This is a genomic window from Vibrio sp. MOR3 (assembly GCF_001557775.1).
GTDB classification, from domain to species: domain Bacteria; phylum Pseudomonadota; class Gammaproteobacteria; order Enterobacterales; family Vibrionaceae; genus Vibrio; species Vibrio jasicida.
The window spans coordinates 222,312-241,307 of sequence record NZ_LNRD01000001.1 but is presented as its reverse complement, the minus strand read 5'-3'; the positions used below and the strand labels follow the sequence as shown (position 1 = coordinate 241,307).

At 44.9% G+C, this 18,996-nt stretch carries 13 protein-coding genes; 6 read left to right on the top strand and 7 right to left on the bottom strand.

Features of this window, described 5'->3' with window-relative positions:
* Positions 1 to 353: 353 nt before the first annotated feature.
* Entirely contained in the window at positions 354 to 1,982 is a 1,629-nt protein-coding gene (locus ATB76_RS01180; RefSeq protein ID WP_038876354.1) for a methyl-accepting chemotaxis protein, read from the bottom strand.
* A 226-nt stretch (positions 1,983 to 2,208) separates the two neighbouring features.
* A complete protein-coding gene (locus ATB76_RS01175; protein ID WP_061034435.1) occupies positions 2,209 to 4,569 on the bottom strand; it encodes an ATP-binding protein in 2,361 nt (786 codons plus the stop codon).
* A gap of 197 nt (positions 4,570 to 4,766) precedes the next feature.
* Between ATB76_RS01175 and ATB76_RS01170 the strand changes: the two genes are divergently transcribed.
* Both ATB76_RS01170 and ATB76_RS01165 read left to right on the top strand, forming a co-directional pair.
* Positions 4,767 to 5,264, top strand: coding sequence for a hypothetical protein (locus ATB76_RS01170; RefSeq protein ID WP_038876359.1), 498 nt, complete (start codon positions 4,767 to 4,769; stop codon positions 5,262 to 5,264).
* 80 nt (positions 5,265 to 5,344) lie between these two features.
* Entirely contained in the window at positions 5,345 to 6,976 is a 1,632-nt protein-coding gene (locus ATB76_RS01165) for an ABC transporter ATP-binding protein (RefSeq protein WP_061034434.1), read from the top strand.
* A gap of 220 nt (positions 6,977 to 7,196) precedes the next feature.
* Here ATB76_RS01165 and ATB76_RS01160 read toward each other — a convergent pair whose 3' ends face one another.
* A complete protein-coding gene (locus tag ATB76_RS01160) occupies positions 7,197 to 9,236 on the bottom strand; it encodes a prolyl oligopeptidase family serine peptidase (protein ID WP_061034433.1) in 2,040 nt (679 codons plus the stop codon).
* A 137-nt stretch (positions 9,237 to 9,373) separates the two neighbouring features.
* The gene (locus tag ATB76_RS01155) at positions 9,374 to 10,273 is read right to left on the bottom strand and encodes a LysR family transcriptional regulator (RefSeq protein WP_061034432.1); all 900 of its coding nucleotides are present in this window, start codon (positions 10,271 to 10,273) and stop codon (positions 9,374 to 9,376) included.
* 156 nt (positions 10,274 to 10,429) lie between these two features.
* Here ATB76_RS01155 and ATB76_RS01150 point away from each other — a divergent pair, with 156 nt between their 5' ends.
* Together ATB76_RS01150 and lldD are read left to right on the top strand one after the other, a co-directional pair.
* Positions 10,430 to 12,121, top strand: coding sequence for an L-lactate permease (locus ATB76_RS01150; RefSeq protein WP_061034431.1), 1,692 nt, complete (start codon positions 10,430 to 10,432; stop codon positions 12,119 to 12,121).
* Between the two features lie 290 nt (positions 12,122 to 12,411).
* Entirely contained in the window at positions 12,412 to 13,551 is a 1,140-nt protein-coding gene (gene lldD / locus ATB76_RS01145; RefSeq protein WP_005439035.1) for an FMN-dependent L-lactate dehydrogenase LldD, read from the top strand.
* A gap of 74 nt (positions 13,552 to 13,625) precedes the next feature.
* Here the strand turns inward: lldD and ATB76_RS01140 are convergent, their stop codons facing one another.
* Positions 13,626 to 14,681: a glycosyltransferase family 9 protein gene (locus ATB76_RS01140; RefSeq protein ID WP_061034430.1), complete on the bottom strand. Its 1,056-nt coding sequence runs from the start codon at positions 14,679 to 14,681 to the stop codon at positions 13,626 to 13,628.
* Positions 14,682 to 14,772: 91 nt separating this feature from the next.
* A complete protein-coding gene (locus tag ATB76_RS01135) occupies positions 14,773 to 15,120 on the bottom strand; it encodes a helix-turn-helix transcriptional regulator (protein ID WP_005439037.1) in 348 nt (115 codons plus the stop codon).
* A gap of 351 nt (positions 15,121 to 15,471) precedes the next feature.
* Between ATB76_RS01135 and ATB76_RS01130 the strand changes: the two genes are divergently transcribed.
* A complete protein-coding gene (locus ATB76_RS01130) occupies positions 15,472 to 16,569 on the top strand; it encodes a mechanosensitive ion channel family protein (RefSeq protein ID WP_042601212.1) in 1,098 nt (365 codons plus the stop codon).
* Between the two features lie 70 nt (positions 16,570 to 16,639).
* Here ATB76_RS01130 and ATB76_RS01125 read toward each other — a convergent pair whose 3' ends face one another.
* A complete protein-coding gene (locus ATB76_RS01125) occupies positions 16,640 to 17,359 on the bottom strand; it encodes a carbonic anhydrase (RefSeq protein ID WP_038868445.1) in 720 nt (239 codons plus the stop codon).
* A 575-nt stretch (positions 17,360 to 17,934) separates the two neighbouring features.
* Between ATB76_RS01125 and ATB76_RS01120 the strand changes: the two genes are divergently transcribed.
* Complete coding sequence (locus ATB76_RS01120) at positions 17,935 to 18,915, top strand: hypothetical protein (RefSeq protein ID WP_061034429.1); 981 nt, start codon at positions 17,935 to 17,937, stop codon at positions 18,913 to 18,915.
* The last annotated feature ends 81 nt before the right edge of the window (positions 18,916 to 18,996 follow it).

Sequence of the window (18,996 nt, the reverse complement as noted above, 5' to 3'; positions counted from 1 at the left end):
TTCTGTACCAACGAGAAAACGGACGGCATAGTAGCAGCCTCGATTTATAGCGCAATAAGTTGAATAGACAGGATATATAGAAGAAAACACCATGCGAGATGGCAATATGAATACAGCAAAACCATCAAGTTAGCGGATAGATAGGAAAATGTGTGTGTGTCAAAAAAATTTTGACGCAAAAAATACACTCAAAAGATTTATAAATGTGACATCAGTCACGCACAATTTCATGTAAATATCTGATTTATATGATGTTAATTTTATCAATATTGAATTAAAGGTAAAAAAAATCCCCTAGCCAACGCTCAGGGATTCTTTTCGATCAGTCGATGTTTATCACTTACCGCTTTTTATTAAAGCTTGAAGAAGCTCAACTGTTCTTTTTGCTTTTCAGCGAGGTGAGAAAGCTCTGTACTTGCGCTCGCGCTTTGGCTGATGCCTGCTACGTTTTGGTTCACAAGCTCAGACATGTTTACCACGTTGCGGTTGATGTCTTGAGTCACCTGAGACTGTTCTTCTGCCGCTGTTGCCACTTGCGTATTTGAATCGTTGATGTTGGCAACAGATTCTGTAATACCAATCAACGCATCATTCGCTTGCTGCGTTAGTTCATTGTTGCGGTTCAGCATTTCTAAGCTCACCTGCATACTGTCATTGGCAAGGCCAGACTGTGCTTGAAGCTCTTCAATGATAGAAGAAATTTCTTGCGTTGAATCTTGAGTGCGCGCTGCCAGCATACGAACTTCGTCTGCTACAACAGCAAAACCACGACCAGATTCACCAGCACGTGCTGCTTCAATCGCCGCATTCAGTGCTAGAAGGTTAGTTTGCTCAGATACGCCACGAATCACTTCAATAACGTCGTTGATTTGAACCGATTGCTCTTTCAGACGAAGAACCACTTGCGCCGCATCGTTAAGTGCTTGAGACATTTGCTCGCTTGCTTGTGCACTCTCTTGGAAGATCGTTAGGCCAGATTGCGCTAGACCATCCGCTTCACGAGCTGTCGCATCTGCTGATGTAGCATTATCGCTAACGTTGTTTGCCGTGCTTGCAAGCTCATTAACAGCGGATGCAACTTGTTCGATTTCCGCCAGTTCTTGCTGCGCATTGGCTTCAGCTTGCGTCATTACCGCCGCAAGTTCAGTTGAAGCAGACGCGACTTCTTCGCTAATACGCATCAATTGATCAACCGTATCATGAAGCTGTTTCGCTGTTTGGTTAACGTCTTTGCTTAGCTGAGCGATCTCGTTGTCACCATCAATGTCTGCACGTACTGACAGATCACCACCCGCGAGTTTACGCATCACTTCTTGTAGTTTTTGGATTGGCGTAACAATCATGCCTGACAAGAACCACGCGCCTAGCAAGGAGAAGGCAAAAACAGCAATCACTGACATCATTGCGTTGTTTTGTACGCGAACGTGTTCACGAGCACTTGCTTCTGTCGCTTGTGTTGCAATTTGGTTTACGCGTTGAGACAGCGCATTGATCGTTGCAACCATTTCATTACCTACACGACGGTAACCAGAAATAAAGTTAGTGTATTCGCCATCAGAGACCAAGCCACGATCATGACGATTGAAGAACTCAACCGCACGAGTTGAATAGTCGATGTATGTATCGATGCTTTGGCGTACTTTTTCCGCTTCTGATGCAAAAGTGCCACGCGCATCAATCTTGTCGATATCCATATCAATGGCTTTCGCGCCTGCTTTAAGATCAGCAAGGAAGGCATCACGACGAGACGCATCATAAATCGCGTAAACCGCGCTAATACGTAGTGGGTAAACTTGGTCGTCAATTTGAGCCAGTGTGTCTTTATAGAACACGAGCGATTCGGAGTTAGAAGCAACCAATTCTTGCTCTGCTTCTAGATTGTTTTGCGTGATCCACAATGCAATAAACAAAGTGATCGCGGTGAATAGAACTGGAACCAAAATTTGCGTTCGAACCGACAAATTTTTCAGGGATAGCTGCATGAGTGACCTCAGGTATTTGCGTGTGGCTTCCTTGCGATGGGATTATTCCCAGACGAATAGACAAGGGGGCAAATACTAGAGGTAGATCACATTTTTGTCCAGAGCGAAAAGTCATCAATTTCATAACGTTAGTGACAATATCCCGTCAACTGCGACGGGATATTGTCGTTATGACAAATTATGAAAACTTGTACGCTTTTTTATCAGCTTTTACGCCAATGAGTGCTTATTTTCTAAGCGCATTCAACTTAGCTTGTGCCAACCCGAAGATGGTGTCGATTGGGTATGTACCTTCGTCGGTTGCTTCACCAGCCGCTTTGCCTGTGAATAGCTCTATTGCTTCCGTTACGTGGTCGATAGCCCAAATATGGAAGTCCCCCTTCTCTACTGCTTTCACTATATCTGGACGAAGCATAAGGTTGTGCACATTTGAACGCGGAATAATCACCCCTTGCCCCTCGTGACGGCCTTTGATATCACAAACATCGTAGAAGCCTTCGATCTTCTCGTTCACACCACCGATAGGTTGTGACTCACCAAACTGGTTCATTGAACCGGTAATCGCAATATCCTGACGGTTTGGTTGTTTCGAGAACGCAGAAACGACAGCACAGAACTCAGCCATACTCGCACTGTCTCCGTCCACACCACCATACGATTGTTCGAAGGTGATGGTGGTCGTTAGTGGAACACGAGCGGTTTTGCCAAATACAGAAGATAAGTAAGCCGACAGAATCATCACGCCTTTAGAGTGGATGCTGCCACCCAAATCAACACTGCGCTCGATATCAATCACATCACCGTCACCGAAACACGTCGTTGCCGTAATTCGGTTTGGCGCACCAAACATGTGGTCACTGGTACTTAATACAGAGAGCGCATTCACTTGGCCCACAGCCATGCCTTCGGTGCGAATCAAGGTAGTACCATTGACGAAGGTTTCCATCACGCTATCTTGTAAGCGACTGACACGCATTTCTTGATTGCTCAGCGCCTCTTCCACGTGTCCGATGCGAATCATGTTCGAGTTCGCTTGGCGAGCCACGTAGTTAGATTCACGCAGCAAGTTGGCAATATTCGCAGAGTGCAGTGACAGTTTCGTTTGGTCACCTGATAAGCGAGAACTGTATTCGATAATGCGTGCAATGGCTTTCTTATCGCAATGCAACATGTTGTTGTCATTCACGACACTTGAGATAAAACGCGCGTACTGCAGCTCTGAGTCAGGTGTACGCTTCATCTCATCTTCAAAGTCTGCTGTCACTCTAAACAACTCACCAAACTCCGGATCATAATGCTGGAGCAACTGGTAAGTGCGGTAATCACCAAACAGGATTATCTTTATATCAAGAGGGATCGGTTCTGGATCGAGAGACACCGCACCAGTTAGCGTTACCTCTTTCTCTAACGAGGTAAAACTTAACTGACGCGAACGCAACGCTCGTTTGAGACCATCCCAGACGTAAGGCTGCTCTAGTACTTTTTGTGCATCCATCAAAAGAACGCCACCGTTGGCTTTATGTAGACTGCCCGCTCGAATTAACGAGAAATCAGTAAATACTGTGCCTTTGAAAGTTGCGGTTTCAATCGAGCCAAACAGAGAGTGATAGTTCGGGTTTTCTTCCACCACAATTGGAAATTCACACTTGCTGCGATTGACCAACACATTCACTTTGTAACGACGTGGTAACTTCTTATCTAAAGAAGCTGTGGCAATCTCACCTTGCTCTCCACTCTGCTCCAAGAAAATATCAGCATTTTCAACGATGTCTTTTTGCAGATCAGTGAGATACGTTTTGATCTCAGAGTACTCCGCATAATCCACTTTCAACTGTTTGATGAAGTGGGTAATTACATCCAGCGTGACATCATCATTGAGCTTTTTGATCTTTTCACTGAACGACTCTTCCCACTCGGTCAGCTCACGAATCATGTTACGTAGACTGACCTCTAGTTCATCAATGCTACTGGAGAAGTATTCTTGCTCTTTCTTACTCAGAGCATCAAACGTCTCTTCGGTATGCAACTCTTCGCCATCCATCGCGACGAACTGGTAATCACCTTGAGTCGTTATCGTTAAGCTAATGCCTTTTTCTTTTGCTTCTTTACTGATGCTGTCCAATTCAAGCTGTTGCTTGTTCGCCAATTGGTTTTTTAGGCGATCGGCACGGCTGTAGTACATCTCGTTATCGAATGCTAAAGGCAGTGCGTTCAGCAACTTCCCCATCAACTTTTCAATATCAGCTTTCAGTTTGTTACCGATACCGCAAGGTAACTTGAGGACTTTGGGAACACGTGTGTCTTCAAAGTTCGCCACGTAGCACCAATCAAACAGTGCCGCTTCATCATGTTGATGACGATTTAAATAGCGCAGAATCATGGTTCGCTTGCCCAGACCATTCTGACCAATAGCGTAGATGTTGTACCCTTTCTCCTTGATTGACATCGCGAACTCGACCGCCTTTTGAGCGCGCTCTTGTCCAACGATTTCATCAATCGGAGGCAATTCCTTGGTCGACTTACATGGCATATTCTCTAGATCCGCTACAGAATACAGCTGTTTAGGTTCCAATCTTTGTACTGCCATACTCGCCTCCTTTTTCTTATTGTCGTTACCTCAGTGTAGAGATTATTTGTTTAAAATTAAGTGATTTATCTTCCACACCAGTTCGTTTGGACATTTTACGAGCAGTCACTCAGCAACAAAATGAAAACAAGTCGCACTTGCAATTGATAATAATTTTCATTTAATATCTCTTCAAATCGAATTTTGCGGAGATGAACATGAATATTGAGCAATGCTGGATGCGCTATTTGAAAGCAGAGCAATTGATGGAGCAAGGACATTGGCCTGAAGCTCACCGTCTATATGAAGACGTGCTCAATCATCTACCTAACCATATTCAATCCGCACTAGACAATGAACAAACCAAACCGTGTCAGTTCGTTTGTTTGATAAGTGGTTTGCGTGATGCAAGCGTCGCGCAATCAGAGATTCTAAACAAACTGGGCTTGCATCAAGAAGCGTTCGCTGCACTCAATCAATCCTATGCTCTATTTCAGTTCTTACAGCTCGAAAGCCATGATCTAATTTGCCGTGTAAGCCAATTGCTTAGTAAACAAAGTGAAGACTTGTTAGCGCACATGGCCGCATTTTGCTCTGCACAGCGCAATGCGCAATGGATGATTGAATTAGACCATGTCACACGAGCTCATGAGCAGTTCTTATATCTACAAGCGATGACCTCAGCAGAAGCGGGAGCATCTCAGCTATATAACTAAACCGTACTGCATAATTAAAGCCGCACTGTATGAACAGCAAGTAAGGCAATACATAACAACTCGATACACAAGGAAACGTGATGTCCGCACAAACCATTCTTTCGGTGAAAAACCTGTCTGTCAGCTTTACGACAAACGATGGTATCGTCGATGCAGTAAAGAATGTGAGCTTCGACTTACAAGCAGGAGAAACACTGTCTATCGTTGGTGAATCAGGCTCAGGCAAATCTGTCTCAACCAATGCGTTGATGAGGTTGCTGCCAGATAATGCAATTTTGCATAATGACGCTTCTATCGTCTTTGAAGGCGAATCAATCCTAGAGAAAACCGAACGCCAAATGCAAAGCATCCGTGGCGATCGCATTGGTATTATTTTCCAAGAGCCAATGACGTCTCTAAACCCATACATGCGCGTCGGTATTCAAGTGGCGGAAGCCATTATGTGTCATCGTCCAGTGAGTAAGAAACAAGCGAAAGACAAGGTGCTTGAGTTGTTTGACTTGGTGCATTTACCAAATCCTCAACAAGCTTACACTAAGTATCCGCACGAATTCTCTGGTGGTCAGTTGCAACGCATCATGATTGCCATGGCTCTAATCAACGAGCCAGACATTCTGATTGCCGATGAGCCAACCACGGCGCTAGACGTTACCGTTCAGGCAGAAGTACTTTATCTGATCAAAGAGATCCAAGCCAAGATGGGCATGGCGATTTTGTTCATCACTCACGACTTAGGCGTAGTGAAACACTTTGCTGACCGAGTATTGGTGATGTGTAAAGGTGAAGTGGTCGAAGAAGGCATCACAGAAGCACTCTTCTCTGAACCGCAGCATGATTACACCAAGATGCTGATTAACTCGATTCCTAAAGGCAGCAAAGACCCGATTGAAGAAAACGCCGCTGAACTTCTTAAAGCCGATGATATCCGAGTTAAATTCCTTGTTAAGCCGCACTTCATCGCCAGCAAGAACGAATATTTTGAGGCAGTTAAAGGCATCTCATTAGAGTTAAAACAAGGCGAAACGCTTGGTATTGTTGGTGAATCGGGTTCCGGTAAATCAACACTAGGACGAGCTTTGATTGGTTTGTTGCCATCAAGTGGCAAGATTCAATTCAAAGGACAAGATCTTTCCCTACTTACTGCCAAACAGCGTTTTGAGTTAAAGAAAGACGTACAAATGGTGTTCCAAGACCCTTACGGCTCGCTTTCTCCTCGCATGACGGTCGGTGACATCATCACTGAAGGTCTTACTGTGCATCAACCTCAAATGAGCAAAGCAGAACGAATGCAAAAAGCACGTGATGTTCTGCGAGAGGTGCGCTTAGATCCAGCATCTATTAACCGTTACCCGCACGAGTTTTCTGGTGGTCAGCGTCAACGTATCGCTATTGCGCGTGCGTTAATTCTTGAGCCTTCTTTCATTTTGCTTGATGAGCCAACCTCTGCTCTCGACCGCTCTGTTCAGTTGACCGTCATTGATCTTCTGAAAGATCTGCAGAAGAAACACAACATCGGCTTCTTGTTTATTAGCCACGATCTCTCTGTAGTCAAAGCGCTGTCGGACCGTGTTCTGGTGATGCAAAAGGGTGAAGTCATGGAGCAAGGAACGGCAGAAGAAATTTTCCACAACCCGCAAAGTGATTACACAAGAAAACTGATTGATGCCTCATTTGATCTTGAAAACAATGAAAATCAAGATGATGCAGCCTAGATTCATCACAATTTCATATTCATAAACTAGGATTAAAGTATGGCGAATTTTTCGCCATAACTACGAAAATGGTATAGCTGCCATTCGGTTTGGCCGCCGAGACTGGTTGGTTCAAAGTTAGGCTTAGTCACCCTAGCGATCATATTGAGTTCCCCCAACCATGAAAAATGCCGCGATGGATGTCGCGGCATTTTTTATTGTATCGAATCAGTGATTTGTACTAAATATCGAGAGTTTCAATGCCCATGTTATGCAAGGCAAATGCGTAAACATCTGTGGTAAGGTCGATTTGTTTGCTCAGCGGCATACCTGCTCCGTGACCAGCATTCACATCAATACGAATCAGCACCGGATTGTCTCCCTGATGCTTATCTTGCAACTCAGAGATAAATTTGTATGAGTGAGCGGGAACGACTCGGTCATCATGATCCGCGGTCGTTACGAGCGTTGCTGGGTATGCCACGCCCTCTTTCACATTATGCACAGGCGAATAGTCTAGGATGTATTTAAACATCGCTTCACTTTGCTCAGAGGTACCAAAATCATACTTCCAACCTTCACCAGAGGTAAAGGTGTGGTAGCGAAGCATGTCTAATACGCCAACCGCAGGTATCGCCACTTTAAACAGCTCTGGACGCTGAGTCATACACGCACCAACCAACAAGCCGCCATTCGAACCACCACGAATAGCAAGGCGCTCTGAGCTCGTATAGTCGTGCTCAATCAAGTATTCCGCCGCAGCAATAAAGTCATCAAACACGTTTTGCTTTTGTTGCTGAGTACCCGCATTGTGCCAAGCTTTACCATATTCGCCGCCGCCACGCATATTTGCCACCGCGTAAATACCACCAAGTTCTAACCAGTTCGCGACATTTCCCGAGAACATCGGCGTCAAACTGATGTTAAAACCACCATAACCATACAGCATGGTTGGCGTCGTACCATCTAGCTTAGTGCCTTTCTTATACGAGATGATCATCGGCACTTTCGTTCCGTCTTTTGAGGTGTAGAACACTTGTTGAGACTCGTATTCTTTACGATCGAACGGGGCTTTCGATTCTTGGTAGAGTGCAGATTCACCGCTTTCTACATCAAAAGAAAAAATGGTTGGAGGGATCACGTAGTTAGTAAAGGTGTAGTAAAGCGTCTTATCTTCTGTTTTCCCTTGCAGACCATACACAGTGCCTTGGTCAGGTAAAGTAACGTCACGCACTAACTCACCTTGATAAGTAAACTGCTGAACCTTGGAGAGAACATCAACCATGTAAGTCGCAAACAAGTAACCACCACCTTTGCTGATATCAAGTGGTTGCTCCTGCTCAGCAATGATCTCTGTCCATTGTTGAGTTTGAGTGTTATAGCCAACCACTTTGCCGTTCGGCGCATCTAGGTTGGTATAGAAGATTAAGGTGTCATCTTGGTTATCAATCAGATGTGTATCACCATCGGTTGTATCTCGAAGCGTGATTACGTCTTGCTCTTCTGAAGCGAGATCCACATAAAATAGCCTGTTACCCGACGTAGATTCCGCACCTGTGATAATCAAGAAACGATCGTCTTTGGTTGTCACTCCTGATACATAGCGGTGCTTTTGTGAGTCCGATGCCCCAAATACAACTTTATCTTCTGTCTGCGGCGTGCCTAACTCATGGTAGTAAAGCTTGTGCTGCTCAGTGCGCGCCGAAAGCTCACTGCCCTTAGGTTTGTCATAGCTCGCGTAGTAAAAGCCCTTGCTACCAAACCAAGAAATTGTGGTGAACTTAGCGTCGACAATTTCAGGCTCAAGCTGTTCTTTGGTGTCTACATTAATGACGAAGATCTTACGCCAGTCGCTGCCACCCTCAGAGATAGAATACGCGACAAGAGAATCATCTTTAGAGAACTTCACTTCACCAAGTGATGTTGTTCCTTCTTCTGAAAAGGTATTCGGGTCTAGGAAGATTTCCGCTTCTTCATCCCCTTTATGACGGTATAAAACGCTCTGGTTCTGCAAGCCATCGTTTTTGTAGAAGTAAGTGTATTCACCATGAACAAAAGGTTGAGAGTACTTTTCGTAGTTCTGGCTGCTCGCCACTAAGTCGCGAATTTGTTGGCGGAAAGAAATTTGACCTAAGTAATCAAAGGTCACTGAGTTTTGTCCTGAAACCCACTCTGCGGTTTCTTGGCTAAGGTCATCCTCTAACCAGCGATATGGGTCTGCAATATCGTGACCAAAATAAGTGTCGACGACAGAATCTTTACGAGTTTTTGGGTAATGCATAACGTCCGTGTTACTCCGTTTGAAGTTAAGTGTTTTGTTTTATTATTTTGTTGAGATTTATTCTCAATACCTACCTTAGGGCTCAGGTATAGAATTTCAACCAATAGATTGAAACATTTCTTGTATTTATGAACTAATTAAAAGTAATGCGAAATAGTGAGGTATCGCTCTCGAATGTGCTCAATCAAGAGTTTTACTTTGTTCGGAGGTTGACGAGTAAATGGATAAACTGCGTAGATACCCAGCTTTTTACCGACTAATTCAGGGAAAATATCCACCAGCTCACCACTGCGAATGTCGTGATAAACCAAGCAACGTGGTACGTAGGCGATACCATGCCCACCTAGGGCTGCTTTTCTTAGTGCAGTAGCGTTATCCGTAGAAAAGCTACCCGACACTTTGACGATGTAGTCCCCTTGTTTACCTTTGAACTGCCAATCGGTAGCACCGGTAGTTTGATAGGCGTATTGCAAACAGTTGTGTGCGGTTAGGTCGATAGGCTCAATCGGTTTGCCATTCTTCGCGATGTAAGAGGGCGAGGCACAAACCACCCATTGTGAGTCCAAAATATGTCGCGCAATCAGGCTAGAATCTTCGAGATAACCAGTGCGAATCACTAAGTCATATCCACACTCCACCAAATCCACAAAACGATTATCCAATGACATGTCGACCGTTAACCCTGGGTGCATATTACAAAACTCAGCAACCGCGTCCGCTAAAATCAAATCACCCGAGATAGTCGGTACCGACATTTTGATATGGCCACTAACATTCTCACCAAAGCCTGAAACTGCATCCATAGCCTCTTGAGTGGCTTGCTTCACATTTTTAGCACTGTGTAACAAAGCCTTTCCCGCTTCGGTCAGGGTCAATTTACGTGTTGTTCGATATAATAGCTGAGCACCAATTTCTTCTTCTAGCCGAGCAATCCTCTTACTAACTACTGAATTTGTAAGGTTATTTTCTTCCGCCACCTTACTAAAGCTACCCATTTCTATCACCTGAGAGAACAGGATTAGGTCATCTGCACGCATCGATTATGTCACTTTTGGAATAAATTAATTTCATTATTTCCCTATATCTATAAAAAATAAAGGGGTAAATTCACGCCAAATTAACAAAACCATTACAACAAAAATCATCTCTACAGCATAAAGCCGTTCGAGAAGTCAGCGTACGAGGATGTACCAATGAGTGAAACCCTACTTGCCCTTGTGGCGTTTTCGCCAATTGTTGTCGCCGCCATATTATTGGTTGGTCTCAACTGGCCTGCTAAAAAAGCCATGCCTGTTGCGTTCGGTCTAACCGTCGCTATCGCCCTAATGTTTTGGGATATGTCAGCTACTCGCGTACTGGCGTCTGTCTTCCAAGGATTAGGTATTACTGTCTCTGTTCTATGGATCGTGTTTGGTGCCATCTTCTTGCTCAACACTTTAAAACACACCGGCGCGATCACCACTATCCGTAACGGATTCACCGATATTTCAGCCGATCGTCGTGTACAAGCCATCATTATTGCTTGGTGTTTTGGCTCCTTTATTGAAGGCGCATCAGGCTTCGGTACACCTGCTGCTATCGCTGCTCCTCTATTGGTAGCCATTGGCTTCCCCGCACTTGCAGCAGTACTGATGGGCATGATGATCCAATCTACGCCAGTATCCTTCGGTGCGGTTGGCACACCAATCATTGTCGGCGTGAACAAAGGCTTAGATACGCACAATATCGGTGAAGCACTGGTTGCTCATGGCTCAACATGGGACGCGTACCTACAGCAAATCACAGCAAGTGTGGCAATGATTCACGCAACGGTTGGCACTATGATTCCAGTGCTAATGGCGATGATGCTGACGCGCTTCTTCGGTAAGAATAAGAGCTGGAGCGAAGGTCTAGACATCCTACCTTTCGCGCTGTTCGCAGGTGTTGCCTTTACCGTGCCTTACGCACTAACAGGCGTATTCCTAGGTGCTGAGTTTCCGTCATTAATCGGTGGTCTAGTTGGTCTGGCTATTGTAGTTACTGCAGCGAAGAAAGGTTTCCTCGTTCCAAAAACCAAATGGGACTTCGAAAGCGAAGATAAGTGGCCAGCAGAATGGCTAGGTTCTCTAAAGATCAATCTTGATGACAACCCAGGTAAACCAATGAGCCTAACCAAGGCTTGGGCACCTTACGTGATGCTAGCAGTTATCCTAGTAGCAAGCCGCGTAAGCCCTGAATTCAAAGGTCTGCTTAAAAGTGTAAGCCTATCGTTTGGTAATATTCTTGGCGAAACAGGTATCAGCACGGCAATTCAACCTTTATACCTTCCGGGTGGCATCTTAGTCTTCGTTGCGTTACTTGCGGTCCTTCTGCAAGGTGGCGGCGCTAAGTCACTAGGCAAAGCGTTTGGCGAATCAAGCAAGACACTAGTCGGTGCAGGTTTCGTTCTCGTGTTCACCATCCCTATGGTTCGTATCTTTATTAACTCAGGTGTCAACGGCGCCGAGCTAGCAAGTATGCCTGTAACCACGGCAAACTTTGCAGCAGACCTCGTTGGCTCAGCATTCCCGGCGTTGAGTGCTACTGTTGGTGCCCTTGGTGCATTCATCGCCGGATCTAATACCGTGTCGAACATGATGTTCAGCCAGTTCCAGTTCGAAGTAGCGCAGACACTGACTATCTCAAGTGCCATTGTGGTTGCTCTTCAAGCGGTTGGCGCTGCTGCCGGTAACATGATTGCCATCCACAACGTTGTGGCAGCCTCTGCAACGGTTGGCCTGCTAGGACGAGAAGGTGCAACGCTGCGTAAGACTGTTATCCCAACGTTCTACTACTTGGTGGTCACAGGCATCATCGGTCTGATTCTGATTTACGGATTCCAACTTACAGACGCCTTAATGAAGTAACACTTACGCAGGGTCTCCCCCGCCCTGCACTTTCTCTGGCACAGCGGTCAGCACTACTACCCCGACACTTTTGGTGTGGCTTGCTGCATCAATCCCCCGACCGATGTGCCAGTCTTTTTCAGTGCAGATAATTGATTGTTCCGTGTATGGAATGTCTCACAGCTCAATCACTTATCTATACTCTATTCTGATGTCGACTGCCGAAAGGATGGCAGTCAGTGAAACACTGACAGAGCAGGTGCTCATTGACTCAGGACGCAATCTTAGAATAACAGCCAGGACACACGAATATGATTATCTCTGCTTCTACAGATTACCGCGCTGCTGCGAAAGCCAAGCTGCCTCCATTCCTTTTCCATTACATTGATGGCGGTTCATACGACGAGCGTACATTAAAGCGCAACACCGATGACTTAGGTGATGTTGCACTGCGTCAGCGTGTTCTGCGTGATATGAGCGATCTAAGCCTAGAAACGGAAATCTTCGGCGAGAAGCTAGCAATGCCAATCGCTCTTGCGCCTGTTGGCCTGACCGGTATGTACGCACGACGTGGTGAGGTTCAAGCAGCAAAAGCGGCAGAAAAGAAAGGCATTCCTTTCACCATGTCGACCGTATCTGTTTGTCCAATTGAAGAAGTGGCACCTGCGATTGAACGCCCAATGTGGTTCCAGCTGTATGTTCTAAAAGATCGTGGCTTTATGAAGAACGTACTTGAGCGCGCGAAAGCCGCTGGTGTAACAACGCTGGTCTTCACCGTAGATATGCCAGTGCCGGGGGCGCGTTACCGTGACATGCACTCTGGTATGAGTGGCCCTAATGCCGCGATGCGCCGTGTATTCCAAGCGATGCGCCATCCAAGCTGGGCGTTGGATGTCGGCGTATTAGGTAAACCTCACGACTTAGGTAACATCTCAACTTACCGTGGCGAACCAACTAAGTTGGAAGATTACATTGGCTGGCTAGGCGCAAACTTCGATCCTTCAATCTCTTGGAAAGATCTAGAGTGGATTCGAGACTTTTGGGACGGTCCGATGGTCATCAAAGGTATTTTGGATGAAGAAGATGCAAAAGACGCAGTTCGCTTCGGGGCTGATGGTATTGTTGTATCGAACCACGGTGGTCGTCAGCTTGATGGCGTGCTTTCGACAGCAAAAGCGCTGCCAAGTATTGCAGATGCCGTAAAAGGCGACCTGAAGATTTTCGTCGATTCAGGTATTCGTACTGGTTTGGATGTCGTGCGCATGCTGGCACTTGGCGCAGACTGTACGCTACTTGGTCGCTCTTTTGTATACGCACTCGCAGCACAAGGCGGTGCTGGCGTAGAGAATTTGCTTGACCTTTACGATAAGGAAATGCGCGTAGCAATGACGCTTACAGGAGCGAAAACCATCTCTGACTTATCGCGTGATTCTTTGGTGAAGATTCCTTAGGCAAATCGCCCTAAACCATGTTCATACAAAAAGTGACAGCACAATTGGCTGTCACTTTTTCATTTCATCCGGCGTTACGCCATTCTTAACACAGGCTCGAACTCGGCTTGTTCCTCCGAAAGAAACAATCGAATCGCATGGCATTTCTCGCCCATCAACCCGAATCGCTGTGGGCACGTTTCCGTATAAAAACCAAAGCAAGTTGCACCTGCGGCATCCGCTAAATGCAACGGCCCCGTATCACAGCAAAGAAAGCCATCAAGATAACGTAACGTTGCACCCAATTGACGCAGGTCCTTGCATGCCAAGGTGCGGGAGCCTTTTAATAGTGGCTTCTGGATATCTGGGCTTAATACCTCTACCCAATTCACTCTCTGTCCTTGTTTGCGTTCAAATTCGGCCAGAATGTTTAACCAAGCATGGTCACTGAGCTTTTTCTTGCCTCGCGCACCACGGAAGAAAGCAAACGTTGGCTTGCCTTCTTCGCGTAATTTACGTGCTTGCTGAATACCAGAGGAAAGCTCTTTTGAATCAAACACAATATGATGATCTAAGGTGTTATCAAGTTCATGTCCCATCGCTTCAAGGATAGAAAGTGGCTTGTAGGCACCGTGACGAAAAGGCGAATCGGTGACCGAGGAGTGAGTAAATACTTGCTCTGTTTTAACTTTCTTAAAAGCGATCTTATTCTTCGCCGGAATCACAGCGGAAAGAAAAGTGTCGCACGCACCCGCCGTCGGTGCGAACAACAAGTCATATTTCTCTTGCTTTAACAGACGGATGGTCGCAAGTGCTTTATCTGGCGATTTGAATGACAAGTTGGAGTAATGAATCTGATTGATGCCAAGATTCTTGAAGACTTCACCTTGCCAAGGTGAATTCAACAATAGATCAACTTTCGTATTTGGGTATAAGCGCAGAACCTGATGAACAAACGGAAGCAGGAAGTACATATTTCCGATACGACTGTTGTTTCTCACGATCAAAATACGTTTCACCTGATCGTGCGGCATTGGTTCGTGAACAGTGAGAGAGTCGTCATTCAACCAACCTGCAAGTTTAGGCTCAAGTTGGTGCGTCAAACGACGACGTTGTTTATCGAAATTACGGAGAAAAGTCTTCACAGCCATTCCTTTCATTCAAAGGGACATCATGGCTGCTAGTTTTATCAGTAGAGATGTGAATAAATTGTCTACGACAAAAAATACACGGATGGATCGGTTAGTTCACCGTGTGTTCGTATTCGATCACAACTTGGTTGCCTTCAATGAAGACATTACGGATTTCACCATCTACGGTGATACGGTTTTGTAGGTACACGGAGCCCGAAGAAGAAATATCGCGTTTGCTCATAGATGGAATCACTTGACCAGGACGAACGTGCAATTGTTCGCAAAGTTGCTTCACGAAGCCAAGTGTTAGCGGAGCATTCCCACGTAACAAAGCAGAGAACTCATGCAAGCTTAAACCTAGGCGCTTTGCCATCTCCATTTGGGTGAGGTGCATTTTTGCTTTTTGCGACATCCAAATGTCGTAGAGCGCATTTCTATCTAGCTCTGTGAATTCCATGGTTTATCTCCGTATGTCAAAGTGACACTAAAGTCTCATATTTGAGCTTGATAAATGTTAGCGATGAGTCAAAGAACCTACAATTGACGGTTCGAATGATAGCGGTTCTCTTTCAAACTTCGAGTTTCATCACACCCGAATAAAGGGAATAATACATTATTCACATTTAGCATTAGGATTCAAACCCTTGTAATTACATATAAGTCATTAATGCAACTCTAAACAGCGAACGGACTTCTCCCTCTTTTTTATCGACGAAAACACATCATGCAACATGCATCATTTGTTCTAGGGCGAACATGTAAACTCTGCTACCTTTCACTCATTGTTATATAAAAAGAAAATTCAACTATGCCGCAGTGGTTTACCGAACTTCAAAATTACGTCATGGCCAACCACCAAGACTGGAGCAGCAGTGTATTATTCATCACTGTTGCCAGTTTTTTCGCTTGGATCGCTTGGCGCGTTTTATATTCTCGCTTAGCAATCCTGTTTGAGAAAACCCCATTTCATTGGGACGATTTATTACTGGAAGCACTTAAGACGCCAATCAGTACGTTAATATGGTGCTGGCCAGCAACCGTCTCGCTTGGCATTGTGCTACAAAGTGAATTAGGAAATGAATTCAACTGGTTAAGTACGCTGAAGCTTATTCTGGTTATTAGTATTCTCGTTTGGATTGTGATGCGTCTTATCACTAACGTCGAAGACTACGTGCTGGAGCAGAAAACCCGTGACGAGACGACCGTACAAGCCGTGGCTAAAGTCGCTCGCCTGTTCTTTATCATCATCGGTGTATTGACCGTTATGCAGGCGTTCGGTCTTAGCCTATCGGGTTTACTGACTTTCGGTGGTGTCGGTGGTTTGATTGTCGGTTTGGCAGCCAAGGATCTTCTATCAAACTTCTTTGGTGGTTTGATGATTTACTTCGACCGTCCATTTAAGGTTGGGGATTGGATCCGCTCTCCCGACCGTCAAATAGAAGGAACGGTAGAACGTATCGGCTGGCGTATGACCAGCATTCGCACTTTTGATAAGCGCCCACTATACGTACCAAACTCTGTATTCAGTAACATTGTGGTAGAAAACCCATCACGCATGCTAAACCGTCGAATCTTCGAGACGATTGGCTTACGTTACGACGATGCCGCTAAAGTACCCGCAATCATTGATGCGGTTCGCGATATGCTCAAAAACCACAAAGACATCGATACGCGCCAAACGTTGATCGTAAACTTTGATGCGTTTGGTCCATCTTCACTCAACTTTTTCATCTATACCTTCACCAAAACGGTGAACTGGGTTCGCTACCATGAAGTGAAGCAAGATGTTCTCCTGCAAGTCATGACGATCATTAAAGAGCACGAAGCAGATATTGCGTTCCCAACACAAACACTCAAGCTCGACCCAATTCAAATGGCCAAAGCACAAGAAGACCACCACTTATAAAGTCAAAGTCTAAAAATCACAAAGCCCGCTCTTTTAAAAGCGGGCTTTTTCTAGTTGGTCATATCAACCGTTATTGTTGCGCGAGGATCGTACGTGCATTCAACGGTTGAATTGGACGGTTGTTTTGCCCCATTGCTTTCGCAAACTCTTTCACCTGTTCTGGGGAGATGGTTTGTGTCTCTTTGATCACCAACCAACGCACACCTTCAGAACACGGTGGCGTGGTTAGAGAACCATTGAAGCGGTAGTAGTCTTTATCACTTGGGATTAGGGCATCAGCATCAAATGGGACTTGGATGGCTACATCCTGATCTTTAGTTGGGATGTTAGCGAGCAGCTTAGCGAGATCTGGGTTCGCGTCACCCAGTTTAAAGAACACCGCCACAACAGCCAGATGGCCTGCTTTATCGGCATGCACAAAGTGTGCTTCTAGTGGGTATTCTTTACCATCTACATGGTTTTCAGATGGCGTATGGAAGTGGAATTGTTTTAACGTAAACTCTTTACCATCAATAGTGAGCGTGTTTTTGCCTTCTAAACTGGTCTGTAAAGTGTGGCCGTTATTCAGCAGTGAAATTGCCTTACCTTCGTAATCAAAATCCAGTTTTTCTAGCTTGGCTTCAGTCGCTGATTCAATATTAATCGGACTTTGGTTTTGACCTTTCGCACATTCAGAAGCGAACTCCCCCCAATTTGCAGGGCCGTGCTCACCCTCATACCCCCAGTTTGCCGCGTTTGCTGAGCCTGCAAATACCAATGCTAAACCAAGTGCTGTCAGTGACTTTCTCATTTTCATTTCCTTTTTTTTGATTATTGATTAATGAACCGTTTTTATATACCTACGTTCATCGCATGCAGTATTAGCAAAGGAATGACAGAATTGGATTAGCTAGCACGGTGTAATCTATGTTTACCTGCTAATTTTGGAAATGATCTCTACATTTTATGTAATTGATAAGTCGACGATTAGAGAGCGTAAAGGTACGGCTACGTACAAAAATGTCACAGCAGAAGATCACCCTAACCTACGTTTAGAATACGTAAGAATATAAAATTACAACAGCGATTAAACCATTAAAACACCACTAGATATATAAATAACAAGATTATATTCATGTGCTATTTCTTTTATTATCTTAATACCCCCATTGATATATTAATAATTAAAATAAATCAAAAGAGACACATAAAATATTATTATTAGTGTTTTAACCTATCAAAAACAAACCTGATCACATAGTAAAACTTAAAATACAATTTCATTTTGAGCTTTTTATTAGTAAATATCACCTTTTATACAGTCACCTACTGATATATCGACAATCATTGGTATTCTCTTATTTATTTCTTATTGGAATGCCTACCATGCGATATCAATCAGCACCTGTTAATACTGAAGAAACGCAAGAAACAACAATAGAAAGAGCTGCGCGACAGCAGCAAGAACGCAGAGCTGAATTAACTTATTCATCAAGCGACTATAAGCGCTGGAATGATAATCGAGATAAAGTAGTCGCGGACCGTAAAGTAGAAGAGCAGAACAACCATATTCACGTAGGCGAAGAACGTGAGTTTCCCGATGCAATTCTGTCACCGATGCCGACATCAAGAAAGGAAATGATCGATGCGACCGGAACACGTGTGCTGCCGTCAGACTTGCTAGGCTCTAGCTTTAATAACCAATGCGTCAGCGCTGAGATCGTTGCTCACCAGATGACATCTCTCAGCCCAGCGACAAAGAAAGAAGTAGAAGAAAGTGGTGAGCTTGTTTTCAGTGGCATGCAATATAAACACGCACATGGAACAGTAGGCACTATCGAAGTCATTGATACCTTTGCAGGGCAACAACCCGACAAAAAAACATCACAGATGGCCTACTGGGTCGCGCAAGGCAAGTATCTCGATATACCTAAACACCCTGATCCTCATCGCGATCATTTGTATGTTTTCACACCAAACTTCAGCGGCTGCTCTTTTGTTGTTGATGATTGGAGTGATGATCTAATTAGGGTTTATCACGTGGAAGGCAGCAAAGAAGATAAGCAATACAATGACGTAAAGGACCATCGCAACGGTTTAATCAATTATATGAGTTTTCGCGACTACGGTTTCTACCAAAAAGGGAACACCACCATCAAGAGTGTGAATGGCTTTGCGTTTATGCGCTACAACATTCAAGCTTGTCATTGGGAAATCCATTATCAAAAGCAAGAGCATGCGCCTGCACTTGGGCGGCCAACGACTTCGGCTAAAACATTATTCTCCTCAGAAAAGCACACTGTAAAAGTCATGGTTTCGAAGGAATCTCGCGTAGTTGAAACCGGAACCATCGCGATAAACCGCTAAGGCTGAATTAATAGAAAATAAGCAGTAGCGAGTTTCAAACCAACTCGATAAAACAAAAACGCCCCAAGGTTAACTTGGGGC

What these genes read in the sequence shown, in the direction of transcription:
- ATB76_RS01180 (WP_038876354.1), bottom strand. Translation starts at nt 1,982, where the DNA reads ATGCAGCTATCCCTGAAAAATTTGTCGGTTCGAACGCAAATTTTGGTT.
- ATB76_RS01175 (WP_061034435.1), bottom strand. Translation starts at nt 4,569, where the DNA reads ATGGCAGTACAAAGATTGGAACCTAAACAGCTGTATTCTGTAGCGGAT.
- ATB76_RS01170 (WP_038876359.1), top strand. Translation starts at nt 4,767, where the DNA reads ATGAATATTGAGCAATGCTGGATGCGCTATTTGAAAGCAGAGCAATTG.
- ATB76_RS01165 (WP_061034434.1), top strand. Translation starts at nt 5,345, where the DNA reads ATGTCCGCACAAACCATTCTTTCGGTGAAAAACCTGTCTGTCAGCTTT.
- ATB76_RS01160 (WP_061034433.1), bottom strand. Translation starts at nt 9,236, where the DNA reads ATGCATTACCCAAAAACTCGTAAAGATTCTGTCGTCGACACTTATTTT.
- ATB76_RS01155 (WP_061034432.1), bottom strand. Translation starts at nt 10,273, where the DNA reads ATGCGTGCAGATGACCTAATCCTGTTCTCTCAGGTGATAGAAATGGGT.
- ATB76_RS01150 (WP_061034431.1), top strand. Translation starts at nt 10,430, where the DNA reads ATGAGTGAAACCCTACTTGCCCTTGTGGCGTTTTCGCCAATTGTTGTC.
- lldD (WP_005439035.1), top strand. Translation starts at nt 12,412, where the DNA reads ATGATTATCTCTGCTTCTACAGATTACCGCGCTGCTGCGAAAGCCAAG.
- ATB76_RS01140 (WP_061034430.1), bottom strand. Translation starts at nt 14,681, where the DNA reads ATGGCTGTGAAGACTTTTCTCCGTAATTTCGATAAACAACGTCGTCGT.
- ATB76_RS01135 (WP_005439037.1), bottom strand. Translation starts at nt 15,120, where the DNA reads ATGGAATTCACAGAGCTAGATAGAAATGCGCTCTACGACATTTGGATG.
- ATB76_RS01130 (WP_042601212.1), top strand. Translation starts at nt 15,472, where the DNA reads ATGCCGCAGTGGTTTACCGAACTTCAAAATTACGTCATGGCCAACCAC.
- ATB76_RS01125 (WP_038868445.1), bottom strand. Translation starts at nt 17,359, where the DNA reads ATGAGAAAGTCACTGACAGCACTTGGTTTAGCATTGGTATTTGCAGGC.
- ATB76_RS01120 (WP_061034429.1), top strand. Translation starts at nt 17,935, where the DNA reads ATGCGATATCAATCAGCACCTGTTAATACTGAAGAAACGCAAGAAACA.